At 53.2% G+C, this 20,394-nt stretch carries 17 protein-coding genes; 15 read left to right on the top strand and 2 right to left on the bottom strand.

Features of this window, described 5'->3' with window-relative positions; genetic code table 11:
* Positions 1-66: 66 nt before the first annotated feature.
* The 9 genes from rfbB (at position 67) to FAH67_RS08950 (ending at position 11,573) form a co-directional block, all read left to right on the top strand.
* A complete protein-coding gene (gene rfbB, locus FAH67_RS08990) occupies positions 67-1,131 on the top strand; it encodes a dTDP-glucose 4,6-dehydratase (protein WP_003681780.1) in 1,065 nt (354 codons plus the stop codon).
* Between the two features lie 62 nt (positions 1,132-1,193).
* Complete coding sequence (rfbA, locus tag FAH67_RS08985; RefSeq protein WP_039864265.1) at positions 1,194-2,060, top strand: glucose-1-phosphate thymidylyltransferase RfbA; 867 nt, start codon at positions 1,194-1,196, stop codon at positions 2,058-2,060.
* A 53-nt stretch (positions 2,061-2,113) separates the two neighbouring features.
* Positions 2,114-2,653, top strand: a complete 540-nt coding sequence (gene rfbC / locus FAH67_RS08980; RefSeq protein ID WP_036472525.1) for a dTDP-4-dehydrorhamnose 3,5-epimerase — start codon at positions 2,114-2,116, stop codon at positions 2,651-2,653.
* Between the two features lie 23 nt (positions 2,654-2,676).
* Positions 2,677-4,791, top strand: coding sequence for a capsular polysaccharide biosynthesis protein (locus tag FAH67_RS08975; RefSeq protein WP_003681774.1), 2,115 nt, complete (start codon positions 2,677-2,679; stop codon positions 4,789-4,791).
* Between the two features lie 136 nt (positions 4,792-4,927).
* A complete protein-coding gene (locus FAH67_RS08970) occupies positions 4,928-6,187 on the top strand; it encodes a capsule biosynthesis protein (RefSeq protein ID WP_003681772.1) in 1,260 nt (419 codons plus the stop codon).
* A gap of 369 nt (positions 6,188-6,556) precedes the next feature.
* Complete coding sequence (locus FAH67_RS08965; protein WP_003681770.1) at positions 6,557-7,963, top strand: SEL1-like repeat protein; 1,407 nt, start codon at positions 6,557-6,559, stop codon at positions 7,961-7,963.
* Positions 7,964-8,180: 217 nt separating this feature from the next.
* A complete protein-coding gene (gene gltS, locus FAH67_RS08960; RefSeq protein WP_003681767.1) occupies positions 8,181-9,395 on the top strand; it encodes a sodium/glutamate symporter in 1,215 nt (404 codons plus the stop codon).
* A 105-nt stretch (positions 9,396-9,500) separates the two neighbouring features.
* Positions 9,501-10,523 carry a lysozyme inhibitor LprI family protein gene (locus FAH67_RS08955; RefSeq protein WP_003681766.1) on the top strand — a complete coding sequence of 341 codons (1,023 nt, stop codon included), beginning with the start codon at positions 9,501-9,503 and terminating at the stop codon, positions 10,521-10,523.
* 54 nt (positions 10,524-10,577) lie between these two features.
* The gene (locus FAH67_RS08950) at positions 10,578-11,573 is read left to right on the top strand and encodes a S49 family peptidase (RefSeq protein WP_003681763.1); all 996 of its coding nucleotides are present in this window, start codon (positions 10,578-10,580) and stop codon (positions 11,571-11,573) included.
* A 186-nt stretch (positions 11,574-11,759) separates the two neighbouring features.
* On the opposite strand, the gene pdxA is transcribed toward FAH67_RS08950, so the two are convergent.
* Together pdxA and FAH67_RS08940 are read right to left on the bottom strand one after the other, a co-directional pair.
* On the bottom strand, positions 11,760-12,764 hold the full coding sequence (gene pdxA, locus FAH67_RS08945; protein ID WP_003681761.1) for a 4-hydroxythreonine-4-phosphate dehydrogenase PdxA: 1,005 nt from the start codon (positions 12,762-12,764) through the stop codon (positions 11,760-11,762).
* Positions 12,765-12,921: 157 nt separating this feature from the next.
* Positions 12,922-13,452 (bottom strand): cytochrome b, encoded by a 531-nt coding sequence (locus FAH67_RS08940; RefSeq protein ID WP_112890873.1) that lies wholly within the window; start codon positions 13,450-13,452, stop codon positions 12,922-12,924.
* Between the two features lie 234 nt (positions 13,453-13,686).
* On the opposite strand from FAH67_RS08940, the gene FAH67_RS08935 reads away from it, so the two are divergent.
* From FAH67_RS08935 to FAH67_RS08910, 6 genes are all read left to right on the top strand, one after another.
* Positions 13,687-15,216, top strand: a complete 1,530-nt coding sequence (locus FAH67_RS08935; protein ID WP_003681757.1) for an ABC transporter permease — start codon at positions 13,687-13,689, stop codon at positions 15,214-15,216.
* Positions 15,217-15,371: 155 nt separating this feature from the next.
* Positions 15,372-15,896: a hypoxanthine-guanine phosphoribosyltransferase gene (locus FAH67_RS08930; RefSeq protein ID WP_115287651.1), complete on the top strand. Its 525-nt coding sequence runs from the start codon at positions 15,372-15,374 to the stop codon at positions 15,894-15,896.
* A 58-nt stretch (positions 15,897-15,954) separates the two neighbouring features.
* On the top strand, positions 15,955-16,383 hold the full coding sequence (locus FAH67_RS08925) for a PTS sugar transporter subunit IIA (RefSeq protein ID WP_003681750.1): 429 nt from the start codon (positions 15,955-15,957) through the stop codon (positions 16,381-16,383).
* A gap of 44 nt (positions 16,384-16,427) precedes the next feature.
* Positions 16,428-16,697 (top strand): HPr family phosphocarrier protein, encoded by a 270-nt coding sequence (locus FAH67_RS08920; protein WP_003681748.1) that lies wholly within the window; start codon positions 16,428-16,430, stop codon positions 16,695-16,697.
* A complete protein-coding gene (gene ptsP, locus FAH67_RS08915; protein WP_039864261.1) occupies positions 16,697-18,460 on the top strand; it encodes a phosphoenolpyruvate--protein phosphotransferase in 1,764 nt (587 codons plus the stop codon). Before FAH67_RS08920 ends, ptsP begins: the two co-directional genes overlap by 1 nt.
* Before the next feature lie 517 nt (positions 18,461-18,977).
* Positions 18,978-20,093 (top strand): ABC transporter substrate-binding protein, encoded by a 1,116-nt coding sequence (locus FAH67_RS08910; protein WP_003681743.1) that lies wholly within the window; start codon positions 18,978-18,980, stop codon positions 20,091-20,093.
* Positions 20,094-20,394 lie beyond the last annotated feature (301 nt).

Raw genomic sequence — 20,394 nt, 5'->3', positions numbered from 1 at the left:
TTTGGAAAAGCAAAAGATAATACTGATATACTTGATTCAAGACAACATGCCCTGATAAGGAATACTATGACTGTACTGATTACCGGCGGCGCGGGCTTTATCGGCTCTGCCGTTGTCCGTCATATTATCCAAAACACCCAAGACTCTGTCGTCAACGTCGATAAGCTGACTTATGCCGGCAATTTGGAATCTTTGACTGAGGTAGCAGGCAATCCTCGCTATGCTTTTGAGCAAGTGGATATTTGCGACCGTGCCGAACTCGACCGCATATTCGCACAACACCGGCCTGATGCCGTGATGCACTTGGCAGCGGAAAGTCATGTCGACCGCTCTATCGATTCGGCAGGCGAGTTTATCCAAACCAATATCGTCGGCACATTCAATCTGCTGGAAGCTGCGCGTGCCTACTGGCAGCAAATGCCGTCTGAACAGCGCGAAGCCTTCCGTTTCCACCATATTTCTACCGATGAAGTTTATGGCGATTTGCACGGCACGGACGATTTGTCTGCCGAAACCGCGCCCTACGCGCCGTCCAATCCTTATGCCGCATCTAAAGCATCTTCCGATCATCTTGTCCGCGCGTGGCAACGGACTTACGGGCTGCCCGCCATTGTCAGCAACTGTTCCAATAATTACGGGCCCCGACAATTCCCCGAAAAACTCATCCCGCTGACGATTTTGAACGCGCTTGGCGGCAAACCGCTGCCTGTGTACGGCGACGGGGCGCAAATCCGCGACTGGCTGTTTGTCGAAGACCACGCGCGCGCGCTGTATCAGGTTGTTACCGAAGGTGTTGTCGGCGAAACCTACAATATTGGCGGCCACAATGAAAAAGTCAATATTGAAGTCGTCAAAACCATCTGCGCCCTGCTGGAAGAGCTTGTTCCTGAAAAACCGGCGGGTGTGGCACGTTATGAAGATTTGATTACCTTTGTCCCGGACCGCCCCGGCCATGACGTGCGCTACGCCATTGATGCGGCGAAAATCAGACGGGATTTGGGCTGGCAGCCTTTGGAAACCTTCGAGTCCGGCATCCGCAAAACAGTGCAATGGTATCTGGACAACAAAACCTGGTGGCAAAACGTATTGAACGGCAGCTACCGTTTGGAACGCTTAGGTACAGGCAAATAGTTTTCAGACGGCATCCCGACGCAATGCCGTCTGAAAACCCATCGCAAAGGAAGAAAGAAAAGATGAAAGGCATCATACTGGCAGGCGGCAACGGCACGCGCCTCTACCCCATCACACGTGGCGTATCCAAACAGCTCCTGCCCGTGTACGACAAGCCCATGATTTACTATCCCCTGTCCGTATTGATGCTGGCGGGAATCCGCGACATTTTGGTGATTACCGCGCCTGAAGACAACGCCTCTTTCAAACGCCTGCTTGGCGACGGCGGCGATTTCGGCATTTCCATCAGCTATGCCGTGCAACCCGCTCCCGACGGCTTGGCACAGGCATTCATCATCGGCGAAGACTTTATCGGCGAAGACAATGTCTGCTTGGTTTTGGGCGACAATATTTTTTACGGTCAGTCGTTTACGCAAACATTGAAACAGGCGGCAGCGCAAACGCACGGCGCAACCGTGTTTGCTTATCAGGTCAAAAACCCCGAACGTTTCGGCGTGGTCGGATTTAACGAAAACTTCCGCGCCGTTTCCATCGAAGAGAAACCGCAACAGCCCAAATCCGATTGGGTGGTAACCGGCTTGTATTTCTACGACAACCGCGCCGTCGAGTTCGCCAAACAGCTCAAACCGTCCGCACGCGGCGAATTGGAAATTACCGACCTCAACCAAATGTATTTGGAAGACGGTTCATTGTCCGTCCAAATCTTAGGACGCGGTTTCGCGTGGCTGGACACCGGCACCCACGAGAGCCTGCACGAAGCCGCTTCATTCGTCCAAACCGTGCAAAACATCCAAGACCTGCAAATCGCCTGTCTGGAAGAAATCGCTTGGCGTAACGGTTGGCTTTCCGATGAAAAACTGGAAGAGTTGGCGCGCCCGATGGCAAAAAACCAATACGGCCAATATTTGCTGCGCCTGTTGAAAAAATAATGTTTGAGGCCGTCTGAAACTTTTCAGACGGCCTTTAGATGAAAGATAAAACGATGAACATCATTGATACCGCCATTCCTGACGTAAAACTGCTTGAGCCGCAAGTCTTCGGTGACGCGCGCGGCTTTTTTATGGAAACCTTCCGCGACGAATGGTTCAAAACCCAAGTCTGCGACCGCACCTTCGTACAGGAAAACCACTCCAAATCCGGCAAAGGCGTATTGCGCGGCCTGCACTACCAAACTGAAAACACACAAGGAAAACTCGTGCGCGTGGTTGTCGGCGAAGTATTCGACGTGGCTGTTGATATGCGTAAAGACTCCCCCACTTTCGGCAAATGGGTAGGCGAAATTCTGTCTGCAGAAAATAAACGCCAACTGTGGGTACCCGAAGGTTTCGCTCACGGCTTCTATGTACTGAGCGATGAAGCCGAGTTCGTCTATAAATGCACGGACTATTACAACCCCAAAGCCGAACACTCGCTGATTTGGAATGATCCGACCGTCGGCATCGACTGGCCGTTGCAAGGCGAGCCGAACCTGTCGCCTAAAGACTTGGCAGGCAAAGTATTGGCCGAAGCAGTCACGTTTTAAGACTATTCAGGCCGTCTGAAAGAATGTTCCTCTTTTCGGACGGCCTACAATCCATTAATAACAATAATCGACGAAAACGCATTGTGAAAAACGCCTACATCCCCTCTCGCGGCATCCGCAAAATCCCCTATCTCTCCACCCTATTACCTGAGTTTCATATCTGCAAAGACGGAAAAGGAGCAGAGGCTGTTGTCGGCTGGGGTTTGCGCCCGACGACACACAAAGCGCGTGCTTTTGCCACCGAACACCAGCTTCCCTTTATTGCTTTGGAAGACGGCTTTTTACGATCGCTCGGACTGGGTGTCGCCGGTTATCCGCCCTACTCCATCGTCTATGACGACATCGGCATCTACTACGACACCACCCGTCCTTCGCGTTTGGAACAACTGATTCTTGCCGCCGATACCATGCCGTCTGAAACCTTGGCTCAGGCGCAGCAGGCGATGGATTTCATCCTGCAACACCATCTGTCCAAATACAACCACGAGCCCGAACTTTCAGACGATCATCCTTTACGCTCCCCATCCAAGCCTGAAACTCTCCTCATCATCGACCAAACCTTTGGCGATATGGCCATCCAATATGGCGGCGCAGACGCCTCTACGTTTGAACTGATGTTTCAGACGGCCTTAAATGAAAACCCGCAAGCCGATATTTGGGTCAAAACCCATCCCGATGTTTTGTGCGGCAAAAAACAAGGCTATCTGACCCAACTGGCGCAGCAACACCGCGTCCATCTTTTGGCAGAAGACATCAATCCGATTTCTTTGTTGCAAAACGTCGATAAAGTTTATTGCGTTACCTCGCAAATGGGTTTTGAGGCGCTTTTGTGCGGCAAACCGCTGACCACTTTCGGTCTGCCGTGGTATGCCGGATGGGGTGTGAGCGATGACCGCTACCCAAAAATCGACAGCCTTGTTCAAACCCAACGCCGCACCCCCCGCAACTTGCTGCAGCTCTTCGCCGCAGCCTATCTGCAATACAGCCGCTACCTCAACCCCAATACCGGCGAAGCAGGCAACCTCTTTGATGTCATCGACTATCTGGCAACGGTCAAACGTAAAAACGACAAATTGCGTGGCGAGTTGTATTGCGTTGGTATGTCTTTGTGGAAACGCGCGGTTGCCAAACCGTTCTTTAACGTACCCTCTTGCCGTCTAAAATTTATCTCCTCCACCCAAAAACTGGCCGGGGTCAAACTGTCCGACGATGCACGCATCCTTGCTTGGGGCAACGGCAAAGAGGCTATCGTCCGTTTTGCCGAACAACACCACATCCCCCTGCTGCGCATGGAAGACGGCTTTATCCGCTCGGTAGGACTCGGCTCCAACTTAGTACCGCCGCTGTCGCTTGTTACCGACGATATGGGCATTTATTTCAATGCCGAAGCCCCATCCCGTCTTGAACACATCCTGCAAAACCAAAACTTCGACGATCAAGACTTTCAGACGGCCTTGAAGTTGCAAAAAATGCTGACCGAAAACCATATCAGCAAATACAACGTCGGCAACTCAGACTTTACCGCCCCATCAACCGACAAAACCGTGATCCTCGTTCCCGGCCAGGTTGAAGATGACGCGTCTATCCGCTACGGTTCGCCCCAAATCTATCGCAATCTGGATTTGCTCCGTACCGTACGCGAACGCCATCCCAATGCCTATATCATCTACAAACCACATCCCGATGTAGTCAGCGGTAACCGCATCGGCCATATTTCCCCTGATGATGTTGCACGATATGCCGACCAAACCGCCGAGCAAGCCGACATCCTGACCTGTCTCCAATACGCAGACGAAGTACATACCATGACTTCGCTGACTGGTTTTGAAGCCTTGTTGCGCGGCAAAAAAGTCAGCTGCTACGGCCTGCCTTTCTATGCAGGTTGGGGGCTTACCCAAGATCTGCTCCCTATTCCGCGCCGCAGCCGCAGGCTTGAGCTTTGGCAGCTGGTTGCCGGCACGCTCATCTACTATCCCGACTACATCCACCCCGAAACCCATCAGGCCATCAATGCGGAAACTGCAGCCCAAATCCTGATACGACAAAAAAATATGCAAAAAAACAACAACGGATTACATCGCGGGTACTTTGCTAAAAAATTAGGTAAAATCAAACAACTATATCGATCTTTCAAATAAATACCATCTAAATTAACGATGCGTCATAAACTTGCCTCTATTGCGGCATCATTGCCTTTGCATCGTTAATTCTCTTGGCGTATGCTTGAAAGTTCAACCTAAAACTATTACATAAAAAACAAAACCACATTGCGACATGAAACAGACCGTCCTCAAAAATAACCTGCAAAACCTGCTTGAAAGCGCAGAAAATATCCTGCTGCTTCAAGGTCCTGTCGGCAATTTTTTTCTGCGCCTTGCCGACTGGCTGACTACAAACGGCAAAACCGTACATAAATTCAACTTTAATGCAGGCGACGACTATTTTTATCTGCCCACTCAAGCGCATACCGTTGTTTTTAACGATAACTACGATGTCTTTCCTGAATTTTTGCAAGAATACATCACTCAACATCACATCCAGGCCGTTGTCTGCTTTGGCGACACACGCCCTTATCACGTCATTGCAAAACGCATTGCAAACGAAAACCAAGCCAGTTTCTGGGCGTTTGAAGAAGGCTATTTCCGCCCCTACTACATCACCTTAGAAAAAGACGGCGTCAACGCATTTTCCCCGTTGCCGCGCCGTGCCGACTTTTTTCTTGAACAATTCCCTAAGCTTGCCCAGCAAGAATATAAAGCGCCAACGCCGGTACGCGGCGGTTTTACGCCCATGGCAAAAAACGCCATCCGTTACTATATCGAGTTGTTCCGCAATCCACGCAAATACCCCGACTACATCCACCACCGCGCACCCAATGCCGGCCATTACCTCAAACCGTGGTCGCTCTCCATCCTCAAGCGTTTGAACTACTATATTGAAGACATCCAAATCGCCAAACGTGTGGAAGCAGGCAAATACGGTAAGTTTTTTATTGTTCCCTTACAGGTATTCAACGACAGCCAAGTCCGTATCCATTGCGACTTTCCCAGCGTCCGCAACTTCCTACTCCATGTTTTGAGTTCATTTGCCGAGCACACGCCTGCCGATACCAACATCATCATTAAGCATCATCCGATGGACCGCGGCTTTATCGACTACTGGCGCGACATTAAGCGCTTTATCAAAGAACACCCCGAACTCAAAGGCCGTGTGATTTATGTCCATGATGTCCCCCTACCCATTTTCCTGCGCCACGGTCTCGGCATGGTTACCATCAACAGCACCAGCGGCCTGTCCGGACTGATTCACAATATGCCAGTTAAGGTTCTCGGCCGTGCCTATTATGATATTCCCGGCATTACTGACCAAAATACCTTGGCAGAATTTTGGAATCATCCGACACCGCCTGACAAAGAGCTGTTCCATGCCTACCGTATGTACCACCTCAACGTGACCCAAATTAACGGCAACTTCTACAGTCAGGTCTTTTTTCCTAACAAAGACACATCCGACTCTTCCACACCGACAACCTGACTTAGCGAAAGAAAAGCTCAGGCCGTCTGAAATGTTTTTCAGACGGCCTGAAACAATCAATACCTTAGCTACTGCCATGTAAACAAAACACAAAAAACTGCATTTATCATTAACAATAAATTACAAAAACAGTATAATGACCGAGCTGCCATGAGCCCATACCGACTCAACCTGAGCCCTTTGTAACACAAAAAATATGGATGTATCCCTAGGCAAAACAATATAACAAGCCAAACATCCTAAAGATAAGCCGGCAAGGCAATACACTCTATAAAACTGTGCCGAGCAATATTTTTACAAAGCCCTCAACCGGTATCGCCGCCCATATGCCGCAGCATCCGTCTTCCACTTTATATCCGCCCGCAAACCATGACCGCCGCTCCTGATATCCTCTACCGGCAAGCCGCCGCCCTTTTGGAACAATCCAATACCGCCCAAGCCCTGCCCCTGCTGCAACAGGCCGCAGAGCAGGGATATACGGAAGCTGCTTTTGTATTGGGCGACCATCTGCTGCAAAACGGTCATCCGGAGCAGGCACTTCCATGGTTGGAAGCCGCCGCGGCCCAACGCCATCCCAAGGCACTCTTCACCCTGTTGCAACAACGCGAACACAACGGCACCCCGACCGGACAGCTTCTTAACGAATACGCCTGGCTGAGTGAGCAAGGTCACCTCGAAGCCCAATTAATTCTCATGCGTTACCACACGCAGCGCAACGATCCACAATCGCTCTACTGGGCGGAGCTTGCCGCTGCCCGATATGCCGCACCTGCGTATTACCATTTGGCACGCCATCATCAACGCCAAGGCGACGTTGCAACAGCTATCGAACAATACGAAAAAGCGGCAGCGCTCGGCGTGACTGCAGCCTGCTGGCAACTCGGTCAAATCTACTTCTACGGCACAGGTGTCAGCCCCAACCACGCACAAGCCGAACACTATCTCGAACAAGCCGCGCAAGCCGGCCACATCGCCGCACAAACCCTGCTGGCCGACCTTCTTGCTGCCCAACGCAAACCCGAAGCCTTAGAATGGTATCGTCGTGCCGCCGACAAAGAGCAAGCGGAAGCACAGGCCAAGCTGGCCCAATACGCCCTGACCGGCGAACTTTCCGAACGCGATCCGTTTCAAGCGGCACGATATGCCAAAGCCGCCGCTGAGAAAGACCATCCCGAAGCCCTGAAAATCATGGGCGACCTCTACCGCTACGGCCTCGGCATCAAAGCCGACAACCATATTGCGCATGATTACTACCACCGTGCCGCCGCGCTGGGTTCTGCCGCCGCGGCACAAAAACTCATCAGCGACGCCGCGCTGTACCATCCGCAACAATACGAACAAATCAAAACTGCCGCCCTGCAACAGCAACAAACCGAAGCCATCTACCGTTTGGCGGAAGCACAAGCCCATGCCATCGGCCATCCCGCCGACTATAATGCTGCACGCAAAAATTACATGGAAGCTGCCGAGTTCCACCATAAAAACGCGGCGGCTGCCTTAGGCCGCATCTACCATTACGGCCTCGGTACGGCGCAAGATCCTTGGGCAGCTGCACACTGGTACGCCATTGCTGCCGAACAAAACCACCCTTCCGCCCAATACCACCTCGCCTGTTTTTACTATCACGGACAAGGTATCGGCTGTCATGTTCCGACCGCCTGCTACTGGCTGCAGGCTGCCATCAGCAACGGCCACACTTCGGCCGAATCATTAATATCCCTATTAGAACAATGGCGACGCGAAGCACACCATGCCATCGGACAAAAGGCCGTCTGAAAAGATTTACACTCGCATTTTTTGACAATCTTTAACTATTCCCCTAATATTTGCCAGTTATTTTTCACGGACACACCATTGTTTTCATTTCTTTCTGAAAACACCTTGTCCGCGCATCAATACCATAACACTCGGTGGATAACGCCAAGCGTTGAAACACACTACATCCGGAACAAAAACGGATGCTCGGAAAAATATTTCTAGGAGGTGAAACAACATGGAATGGGAATTCAACAGTTATTACACACTGATTGCCGCCACGCTCGTGTTGCTGGTTGGTAAATTTCTGGTTCAAAAAATCAAATTCTTACGAGACTTCAATATTCCCGAGCCGGTCGCCGGCGGTTTGATTGCCGCTATCGTCCTGTTCGCCCTGCACGAAGCCTACGGCGTCAGCTTTAAATTTGAAAAACCGCTGCAAGATGCGTTCATGCTCATCTTCTTTACATCCATTGGCTTGAGTGCCGACTTCTCCCGTTTGAAAGCGGGCGGTTTGCCGCTGGTGGTTTTTACCGCGATTGTGGGCGGATTTATCTTGGTGCAAAACTTTGTCGGGGTCGGACTGGCTACGGCTTTGGGTTTGGACCCGCTCATCGGTCTGATTACCGGTTCGGTGTCGCTGACGGGCGGACACGGTACGTCAGGTGCATGGGGACCTAATTTTGAAACGCAATACGGCTTGGTCGGCGCAACCGGTTTGGGTATTGCATCGGCTACTTTCGGGCTGGTGTTCGGCGGCCTGATCGGCGGGCCGGTTGCGCGCCGCCTGATCAACAAAATGGGCCGCAAACCGGTTGAAAACACAAAACAGGATCAGGACGACAACGCGGACGACGTGTTCGAGCAGGCAAAACGCACCCGCCTGATTACGGCGGAATCTGCCGTTGAAACGCTTGCCATGTTTGCCGCGTGTCTGGCATTTGCCGAGATTATGGACGGCTTCGACAAAGAATACCTGTTCGACCTGCCCAAATTCGTGTGGTGTCTGTTTGGCGGCGTGGTCATCCGCAACATCCTCACTGCCGCATTCAAAGTCAATATGTTTGACCGCGCCATCGACGTATTCGGTAACGCCTCCCTGTCCCTCTTCCTTGCCATGGCTCTTCTGAACCTGAAACTGTGGGAGTTGACCGGTCTGGCAGGCCCTGTGACCATCATCTTGGCCGTACAAACCGTCGTGATGATTCTGTACGCCACTTTCGTTACCTACGTCTTTATGGGTCGCGATTACGACTCTGCCGTATTGGCAGCAGGTCACTGCGGTTTCGGTTTGGGTGCCACCCCGACTGCCGTTGCCAACATGCAGTCCATTACCCAAACTTTCGGCCCGTCTCACAAAGCCTTCTTGATTGTGCCTATGGTGGGTGCGTTCTTCGTTGACTTGCTCAACGCCGCCATCCTCTCCGGCTTCATCAGCGTCATCAAGGGCTGATACGTCTGACATAGAAAAGCACTTGCCGCATTTACTTGCTGCAAGTGCTTTTGTTATGATAGGCACGTCAGGCCGTCTGAAAGGCCGTCATCTTCAGGAGTACCCATGTACAAAAAAACCGCTTCCGTATTGATTTTAAGCACAATTCTTCTTGCCGCATGCAGCAAAGAAGAGCCGAAAGCCGCGCTTGATTGCGCCCAACCGGCCACACTGCAAAACATCCGTACCACCATCGAAGACACCCTCAAACAACAAGCGCGCTCCTTTGCCCGCGATGACAGCCGCCAATTTGTCGATGCCGACAAAATCATCGCCGCCGGCCTCGAATTAGAAACCCTGCTTGAAGACCCCAAAGAAACCGAAGACAACGGCAAAGCCATCTGCCGCGCCAACCTCAAAATCCGCATTCCCGACACTATCCTCAAAACAGCCATAGACAACAGCCCGCTGATTTACGGCAACACCCCGTTGTCCGATATGCTCGAACAAAAACTGATGGGCAGCAACCTGACTTTTGAAAACAACACGTTCAGCACCACCCTGCTCTACACCCCCGATAAAGACGGCAAACCGGTTCTCGAAGACAACACCCTGAGCACCACAGCCCAAACCCTTTCCGCCACCCTGCTGCCCTACGGCGTGAAAAGCATCGTCATGATAGACGGCAAACCAGTATCCAAAGAGCAAGCCATCAAGCTGCTGCAAAACCAAAACACCGAAGAGCCGCCGACTGTCAATCCGCAAGACATCCTCGAAAACAACGCCGCCAGCCAAGCCGTCGGCTTGACCGATGATGACGACGATTCAGACTACGAAGTCCTGCGCCCTGACCGTGAAACTCCGCGCAACGAACCGCCTGGCCTCAGCCAAAGCGAACTTGACAACGCGCGCGCGCAAAACCGTCAGGCAGACGGCGAGATCAACGACCTCTGGGGCGGGATGGACAGCGATGTCAAACAACAAATCCTCGGCGAACAACGCGCCTGGATTCAAAGCAAAAAACTCAACTGCCAACAAGCAGCCGCATCCGCAGACAGCGCTGCGCAAGCAGAATACCTGCGCTTACAGTGTGAAACCCGCATGACCCGCGAACGTACGCAATACCTGCGCGGCTTTTCCATCAACTAAAACCGATAAGGCCGTCTGAACATTCAGACGGCCTACAAGAAAGCACATCACATCATGCAATACCGAATCCACCGTGAAGGCGATGCCCAAAACACGCCATCTTCAGCCTCCACACCCGTCGACAACTGGGAACGCAACACCCTGCGCGAAGTCCTCCTCGCCGCCTACCAAGAACAGCGCCGCGCCCGCATTTGGCGCAATATCTGGCGCGGTGTCGCCGTCCTCATCTTCCTCAGCCTGATCTTCGGCCTTGCAGAAGAAGAAGGAAAAACCACGAGCATCCACGCCCGCAGCGAACACACCGCCGTTATCGACCTGACCGGCGAAATCGGCAACGACATCGACGACCAAGTCCAAATCCTGCGCGACAGCATGGAAGCCGCCTACGAAAACGGCAACGCCAAGGCCATCATCATCCGCGCCAACAGCCCCGGCGGTTCGCCTGTCGTGTCCAACACGGCCTTTAACGAAGTCCGCCGCCTCAAAGCCGAACACAAAAACATCCCTGTTTACCTTGTTGCCGAAGACATGTGCGCTTCCGGCTGCTACTACATTGCCGCCGCAGCCGACAAAATTTACGCCGACCCTTCCAGCATTGTCGGCAGCATCGGCGTGATCGGCGGCGGTTTCGACTTTACCGGCCTGATGGACAAAGCCGGTGTCAAACGCCGTCTGAAAACCGCCGGCAGCAACAAAGGCATGGGCGACCCTTTCACGCCTGAAACACCGGCACAAACCCAAATTTGGGAAACCATGTTGGGCGATATCCACCAAGAATTCATCAAAGCCGTCAAACTCGGCCGTGGTGCAAGGTTGAAAGACAAACAGTATCCCGACGTTTTCAGCGGCCGCATCTACACCGGCAAAGAAGCCAAACAAGTCGGCCTGATTGACGACTTCGGCAGCATTTACAGCGTTGCCCGCGATGTTGTCAAAGCCCCCGAGCTGGTCAACTACACGCCGCAAGACGATTTCAGCAAAATGCTCAGCCGCCGCTTCGGTGCGGAAGTGAAGGCCAAAGTCAAAGAAACTTTGTCTGAAATTTGGTAAACCCAAAAACCAAAAGGCCGTCTGAAACCCAAATCATTGGGTTTCAGACGGCCTTTTATATGGTTTTTAAAATAAAACGCTGATTATTGTCCAAACATTTATCGGCTTCATAAACCGGCAGGCAAATATCCCAAATGATGCTTTACGGGAACACATTACGCCTGCAAACGATTAAACCTCTACGTTTCAGACGGCCTGTTTCTGCATATTGTGTGCCATATCCAGCGCGGCGCGGACGGCGGTAATCAGGCTGCCGGAATCGGCTTTGCCCGTGCCTGCCAAGTTCAAGGCCGTGCCATGATCGACAGAGGTGCGGATAAAGGGCAGGCCGAGGGTGATGTTCACGCCTTCGTCGAAACCGGCGTATTTGAGCACCGGCAGCCCTTGGTCGTGATACATGGCGAGGACGGCATCGGCATCTTTGAGCAGGAAAGGTTGGAACACGGTATCGGCCGGATAAGGGCCGCGCGCGTCTATGCCTTCGGCCTGCAGGGCATGAAGCGCCGGAATAATGGTGTCGATTTCTTCGTGTCCCAAATGGCCGCCTTCGCCGGCGTGGGGATTGAGGCCGGTAACGAGGATGACCGGTTTGGCTATGCCGAACTTATGGCGCAGGTCGTGTTCAAGAATGCGGACAACCGACTCGATTAAAGGCTTCGTGATGGCGGCGGAAATGTCTTTCAGCGGCAGATGGGTGGTGACTAATGCCACGCGCAGGCCGCCGCCGGTCAACATCATGACAACTTGTTCGGTATGGCTTTTTTCGGCGAGGTATTCGGTATGGCCGCTGAAAAAGCCGTTGCCTGCGTGGGCATCGTTGATGATGCCTTTATGCAGCGGCGCGGTCACCATGCCGGCAAACAGGCCGTCTGAAATGCCTTGATACGCCGTATCCAGCAGTCGGAGGACATATGCGGCATTGGCAGGATTGAGTTCACCCGCCCGACACTCGGCATCTAAAGGAATATGCAGGACTTCGAGTTCGCCCTTGGGCAACAGATCGGCCGCTTGGGTTTGAAAGTCGCGCAAGATGACGGATTTGCCGAGCTGTTCGGCTCTTTTTACCAACAGGTTTTTGTCGCACAAAACAACGGGGCGGCAAGGAAGGTCGGCGAAAGCCAAATCGATGCAGATGTCGGGGCCGATGCCGGCCGGTTCGCCGGATGTAATGGCGAGAATGGGAGCAGTCATGGTATTTCTCGGTACAGGTTACAGTATTTAGACAACAGTCAGGCAAAACGCCTGCCCTACTTTTGCAGATTAACACAAATACAAAAAGGCCGTCTGAAAACAGTTTTTGCTTGGTCAAGCTGTTTTCAGACGGCCTTGGCTGTTTACCGTTTTACACTTAAGAACGGCGGCCGATCATGCGGTACAAAACATCGTGGCCTTGAATGCGGTGGACAACGACCATGGCAATGTGGCCGGCGACAAGCGCGAAGAGCAGCCAGCCGAGTTTGCCGTGCGCCATATTGCCGAGGTTGGACATCCATTCGATTTTTTCAGGCGAACCCTGCATCACTTCAACACCGAATACTTTCAACGGGCCGCGACCGCTGCCGTATTGGCGGATCATGCCGATAACGGGAACGACGAGCATAAGGACGTAAAGGGCAAGGTGGCCTGCTTTGGCGGCAAAGCTGTCGGCGGCAGGACGTTTGGACGCATTGAGCAAAGCCCAAACAATGCGTACGGCAATCACCAGTAACGTGATGAAACCGATGGATTTATGCACGCCAAAGAGCGATTTGACCCATTCTTCGCCATCGTAGATGGTCCAAACGGTAATGGTGGAGAGGATGCCGATGAAACCGAGTACGGTCAGCCAGTGCAACGCGCGCGCGACGGCATCGTAGGTTTGTGGACGTGTAGTGGTCATAATGTTTCCTTGTTTTTGATTTGTTTGGTTTTTTTGAATCGGCGGCATTGTAACAAAAATGCCCAAACAATTATGTTGCCTTTTTGAAGAGATTTCGTAAATGTTTGGAAAATTTGAAGAAACGGCAGTTTTATCCGTAAGGCTGCCCGGGCCGTCTGAAAACAAGGGCAGGAATACCACCTCCTATGCCGAACTCGGGCTAAAATAGACGTTTTTATTCTCGGGTACGCATCGATGCAGGTTTGGATTCGGCGGTATGCGCTGTTGCTTCTGCCTTTGGGTTTCTTGGCGGTCATGGTGGCCGCGCCTTTGCTGTCGTTGGCGTTTTACGACGGCGAAGGCGCTTGGGCGGAAGTGGTGGCTGATGACTATATGCGCCTGCGCTTGGGCTGGACGGTGGCCCAGGCGGTTTTGACCTGCGTCTTGGTCACGGCTTTGGGCGTACCTGCGGCGTGGGTGCTGGCGCGGATGGACTTTACCGGACGGCGCACGGTTTTACGCCTGCTGATGCTGCCTTTTGTGATGCCGACTTTGGTGGCGGGCATGGGCGTGCTGGCCTTGTTTGGCGCACACGGTATGCTGGCGGCAGGTTGGCAGAACACGCCGTGGCTGCTGATTTACGGCAACGTGTTTTTCAACCTGCCGGTTTTGGTGCGCTCGGCGTATCAGGGATTTGTGCGAGTGCCGCAGGCGCGGTTGCTGTCGGCGCAATCTTTGGGCGCGGACGCGTGGAAGCGGTTTGTCTGGGTCGAATGGCCGGTGGTGCGTGCGTGGGTTGCCGGTGGCGCGTGCCTGGTATTTTTATATTGTTTTTCAGGCTTCGGACTGGCCTTGCTGCTCGGCGGCGAACGTTTTGCAACGGTGGAAGTGGAAATCTACCGGCTGGTGGCGTATGAGTTGGACATGGCGCGTGCGTCGGTGTTGGTGTGGCTGGTGCTGGCGGTTACGGCGGCGGCAGGCGGTTTGTATGCGTATTGGAGCAGGCGCGTGGCTGTGGATAAGTCAGTCTCGCCTTTGCCTCCGCGTGCGCCGATATGGGCTTGGGAAAAATGGCTGACGGCAACGGTATTGGTCATGTTGGCAGTGTGCTGCCTGCTGCCTTTGGCGGCGGTATGGCTCAAGGCGGTATCGGCAGGCTCTTCTTGGGCAGTCTTGCTAGAGGCGCAAACGTGGGCGGCTGTGTGGAACACCGTCCGTTTCTCTGCGACAGCCGTGGCGGCTGCGACGGTTTTGGGCGTGCTGTATGCGGCGGCGGCACGGCAAGTGGCGTGGTTGCGCGCGCTGATGTTTTTGCCGTTTATGGTGTCGCCCGTGTGCATCGCGTTTGGCGTTTTGCTGCTCTATCCGCAGTGGACGGCTTCGCTGTGGCTGCTGACGGCGACTTACGCGCTGTTGGCGTATCCGTTTGTGGCCAAAGATGTACTGGCCGCGTGGGACGGTTTGCCCAAAGATTACGCGGCAGCGGCGCGTACTATGGGCGCAAACGGTTTTCAGACGGCCTGTTATGTCACCGCACCTTTATTGAAACCGGCCTTGCGGCGCGGCCTGACTCTGGCTTCGGCAACGTGTATCGGCGAATTTGCGGCCACATTGTTCCTGTCGCGCCCCGAATGGCAGACGCTGACCACTTTGATTTACGATTATCTCGGACGTGCCGGTGCAGACAATTACGGACGGGCAATGGTGTTGACGGCGGTATTGACCGCTTTGGCTTTGACGGCATTTTTGCTGGTGGACGAAGCGGAAGGGCAAAAGGCCGTCTGAACGTGGTCGGCTCAAATTCCCTTCCCTTTCACTACACTATTGCCGCGCCTTGTATCGAAAATTGATTGAATCCGCTATATAATTTGTTTTTAACCGCACTCAACCCGACCTAATCATGACCGACTTAAGAAACCAAACGCCTTGAAACCCAAGCCATGCTGGACAATGCCGACTTGCTGTTTGACCAAGAACAATGCCGCGCGGCCTTGCAAAAAGTTGCCGACGACATCACCCGCGACTTGGGCGACAAATACCCCCTACTCCTGCCTGTGATGGGTGGCGCAGTGGTGTTTACAGGACAGTTGTTGCCGCTGTTGCGCTTCCCTTTGGACTTTGACTACGTCCACGTTTCCCGCTACGGCGACAAACTCGCAGGCGGCGCATTCAACTGGAAACGCATGCCCGACCCCGAGCAAATCAAAGGCCGTCATGTAGTCGTTTTGGACGACATCCTGGACGAAGGCCACACCATGGCCGCCATTCAGGAAAAACTGTTGGAAATGGGAGCGGCAAGCTGCCGTGCGGCCGTGTTTGCCAACAAACTGATCGATAAAGAAAAACCGACCAAAGCCGATTATGTCGGTTTGGACGTGCCCAACCGCTACGTCTTCGGCTACGGCATGGATGCCGCCGGCTGTTGGCGCAACCTCGGCGAAATCTACGCCTTAAACAATAAATAAAACAAAGGCCGTCTGAAAAATCTTCAGACGGCCTCAACCCCCATGCTAGGAACACATCATGATAGGTTTGTTAATCATTACACATGAAACCATAGGTGAAGCCTATCGCGGTTTGGCCGACCATTTCTTTCCCAACAGCTTCCCCGAAAATCTCCACATACTCGGCGTACAGCCCGACGAGGATCAAAACGACATCATCAACAACGCCATCGCCGCGTTGCAGGAATTTCCCGACAACCGCGGCGTGCTGATCATGACCGACATCTTCGGCGCAACCCCGAGCAACGCCGCACGCCGACTGGTGCGCGAAAACAAATCCGCCATCCTGACCGGCCTCAATGCCCCGATGATGATTAAAGCCATCCAATACTCATCACAAGCCGAAAACCTCTCCGACTTCACCGAAACCGTCAAAGAAGCCGCCATCCGGGGCATTTTCGCCATTACATCCGCACCTGAAGACCTGGTGTGCAAAGAACACGGCTAAGGCCGTCTGAAAACATTCACTTTACGAACATTTAGGGGACATCCATGCTCAAACAAGAAATCGAAATCATCAACAAACTCGGCCTACACGCGCGCGCCTCCAGCAAATTTACCCAAACCGCCTCCCAATTCCAAAGCGAAGTCTGGGTCACCAAAAACGGCAACCGCGTCAACGGCAAAAGCATCATGGGTCTGATGATGCTGGCCGCCGCCAAAGGCACCGTGATTGAGCTGGAAACAGAAGGCGCAGACGAAGCCGCCGCCATGCAGGCGTTGACCGACCTCATCAACGACTACTTCGACGAGGGCGAATAATGAGCATCGTGCTGCACGGTGTCGCGGCGGGCAAAGGCATCGCCGTCGGACACGCCCACCTGATTACGCGCGGCACGACGGAAGTGCCCCAATATGACGTTTCAGACGACCTCATTGACGCCGAAGCCGCCCGTTTCGACGCCGCCATCAAAGCCACGCGCAAAGAATTGGAACAACTTCGCGGCGCGATTCCCGAAAACGCCCCGACCGAATTGGGCGCGTTCATCTCCCTGCACCTGATGCTGCTGACCGACGTTACCCTCTCGCGCGAACCCATCGACATTTTGCGCGAACAGAAAATCAACGCCGAATGGGCATTGAAACAGCAAAGCGACAAGCTTGCCGCCCAGTTCGACAGCATCGACGACGACTACCTGCGCGAACGCAAACAAGACATGCTCCAAGTCGTCTGCCGCATCCACAACAACCTTGTCGGCCAAAGCAACGAGATCAACCTCGCCGACAACCTGTTTGACGACACCGTCCTCATCGCGCACGACCTCTCGCCTGCCGATACCGTATTGTTCAAAGAGCAGCACATTACCGCCTTCGTAACCGATGCCGGCGGCCCGACCAGCCACACCGCCATCTTGGGCCGCAGCCTCGACATCCCGTCCGTCATCGGCCTGCACAACGCCCGCAAACTCATCACCGAAAACGAAATCGTCATCGTCGACGGCATCAACGGCATCCTCATCATCGATCCCGACGAAGTCGTCCTCAACGAATACCGCCACCTCGCCCGCGAATACCGCAACCATAAGCGCGAACTCAACAAAATCAAAAAAACCGCCGCCACCACGGCCGACGGCATCAACATCGAACTTTTAGCCAACATCGAATCCGCCGAAGACATCAAAGCCCTGCACAACTTCGGCGCAGACGGCGTCGGCCTGTTCCGCAGCGAATTTCTTTATCTCAACCGCGACACCATGCCGTCTGAAGACGAGCAATACGAAGTGTACAGCACGATTGTGAAAAAGATGAAAGGCAAAAGCATTACCATCCGCACCGTCGATTTGGGTGTCGATAAAAATCCGCGCTGGTTCGGCCAAAACAGCACACCCAACGGCAGCCTCAACCCCGCACTCGGCTTGACCGGCATCCGCCTGTGCCTCGCCGAGCCGGTCATGTTCCGCACCCAAATGCGCGCCATCCTCCGCGCCGCCGCCCACGGTCCCGTGCACATGATGTGGCCGATGATTACATCTATTTCCGAAGTGCGCCAATGCCTTATCCATCTGGACACTGCCCAACGCCAACTCGCCGAACGCGACGAAGCCTTCGGCCCGGTCAGCATCGGCTGCATGATTGAAATCCCGTCCGCCGCCATGACCGTCGGCAGCATCCTCAAGCTCGTCGATTTCATCTCCGTCGGCACCAACGACCTGATTCAATATCTCCTGTCGGTTGACCGCGGCGACGACAGCGTCAGCCACCTCTACCAACCCGGCCACCCTGCCGTCCTCAAAACGCTGCAACACATCATCCGCACGGCAAACCGCATGGAAAAAGGCGTGTCCATCTGCGGCGAAATGGCCGGCGATACCGTCTTCACCCGACTGCTGCTCGGCATGGGCCTGCGCCGCTTCTCCATGAACCCCAACAACCTGCTTTCGGTTAAAAACATCATCCTGCACAGCCACACCGGCCATCTCGAAAACGATGCCGCCAAAATCCTGCGCTGCGAAGATCCGGAAAAAACCGAGAAGCTGATTAAAATCCTCAACCAAAGCGAACAGGCGGAATCACAGGCCGTCTGAACCTCCGGCAAGGGCGTGTTTCGATACACGCCCTTTTTATTCGTCCGCATTTTGGGTTTACACCCGATTCTCCCTCAAGCCCCCTTCTTCCCTATTTCGCTATTTCAAAAACCAACCTTTTTCACTTTTCCCAAATACTGCTTACAGGCCGTCTGAAAAATAGATGGCGCAAGTGCAATAAAACTTTTATGCCCACACCAAAGGCCGTCTGAACCCTGATTACACGGTTTCAGACGGCCTGCTGTATTCAACCAGATACCTTTTATTTTTTGCAATAAAAAACCCTTTGCCTATCCATTTCAGCTACTGCCCACTATGGATTTAGGCACACCATACTCGTCCTTTTAACTAGGTCTTCAGTACACTCAATCCTTATATCAACACTATTCCTTCGTTTAATGATGCAACTTTTTATTCCAAAACATGTCTATCCTTTCGTTTAACTTGAAAAAATACCCAATACCTTGTAAATTTACTAAAAGATAGTAATTATCATCATATTCTAAAGGAATGATTCATGAGATTTACGCAACTTTCTGCCTTGATTGCCGCCGCCGCTTTGTCAGTCGGCTCCGTATCCGCTTTTGCCAAACCCATTCAGCTGACCGATACCGTCGGCCGCAAAGTAACCGTCGACCTGCCTGCCAAGCGCGTGGTTTTGGGCTTCTACTACCAAGACTACATGGCCATCGGCGGTAAAACCGCGCTGGACAACGTCGTCGGTTTTTCCAAAGCGGTTTGGGCCGACTGGGCGCCGCCAAGCTGGGCGGCATTCAGCAAAGCCGTGCCTAAACTGAATCAGCTGACCGACGTGGGCGAAGTGGAAGTCGGCACTTTCTCGATTGAGAAAGTATTGGCACTGAAACCCGATTTGCTGGTTTTGGCCGAATGGCAATACAAGGCTTTGGGTTCCGACCTCGCCCGCATCAACAAAGCGGGCATTCCGATTGTGGTGTTGGATTACAACGCGCAAACGGTCGCCAAACACGTCCAATCGACCAAGCTCATCGGCACGCTGACCGGCCAGCAGCAAAAAGCCGACAAACTGGCGGCAGACTACAAACGCGTTGCCGACACCATCCAAGCGCGCGTGAAAAAAGCCAACCTGCCTAAGCCTAAAGTCTATGTCGAGTTCGGCAACAAAGGCCCTGCAGAGCACAGCGTTACCTTCGGCAAAAGCATGTGGGGTTCGATGGCGACGCTGGTCGGCGGCAACAATATCGCCGCTTCTTCGGTCGAGTTCTACGGCCCGATCAATCCTGAAAAAGTCCTCGCCGCCAAACCCGACGTGATCGTGATTACCGGCCGCGAAACCGAATTGAAGAAAAACCCGGCCGCCATGGTGATGGGCTGGGGCATTCCGAAAGCGGAAGCGGAAAAACGCTTGGCAGGCTTTGCCAAACGCGCCGGCTGGGCCAACCTGCCTGCGATTAAAAACAACCGCCTCTACGCCGCCTACCACGCCAACTCGCGCACGCTGTCCGACAGCGCATCGATTCAGTTTATGGCCAAAGCGATTTATCCGCAGTTGTTCAAAGACTTCAATCCTGAGAAAACTTATACCGACTTCTACCGCCAAAACCTGCCCGTCGTACCGAACGGCACGTTCTACCTCTATCCGAAAGGACAATAAGGTAGTTTAGATTTTCAGACGGCCTTTTAAATCGGAAGGCCGTCTGAAAGCAGCGTGTTTTTTTGTATAGAACCGTAGCGTGAGCTTTGCCGATGGATAACATTTGCAGAAATGATGGCAAACGGTATGGGGTTTCCTGTTTTCGTGAGTGAAGCCCACACTACGACTTTCCGTCGTACCGAATAGGGAGCTTCAGGTGGGTTTGACTGTTTTTGCCCTCTCCCTAGCCCTCTCCCATGGGGAGAGGGAACAAATTGCAGGGAATCGCAACAATAGTTGAATTTCAGTTATCCGATGCCCT

The sequence above is a fragment of the Neisseria flavescens genome (genome assembly GCF_005221285.1).
Taxonomy (GTDB): domain Bacteria; phylum Pseudomonadota; class Gammaproteobacteria; order Burkholderiales; family Neisseriaceae; genus Neisseria; species Neisseria flavescens.
The sequence above is the reverse complement of the archived record's forward strand: the minus strand, read 5'-3'. Positions and strand labels throughout refer to the sequence as shown.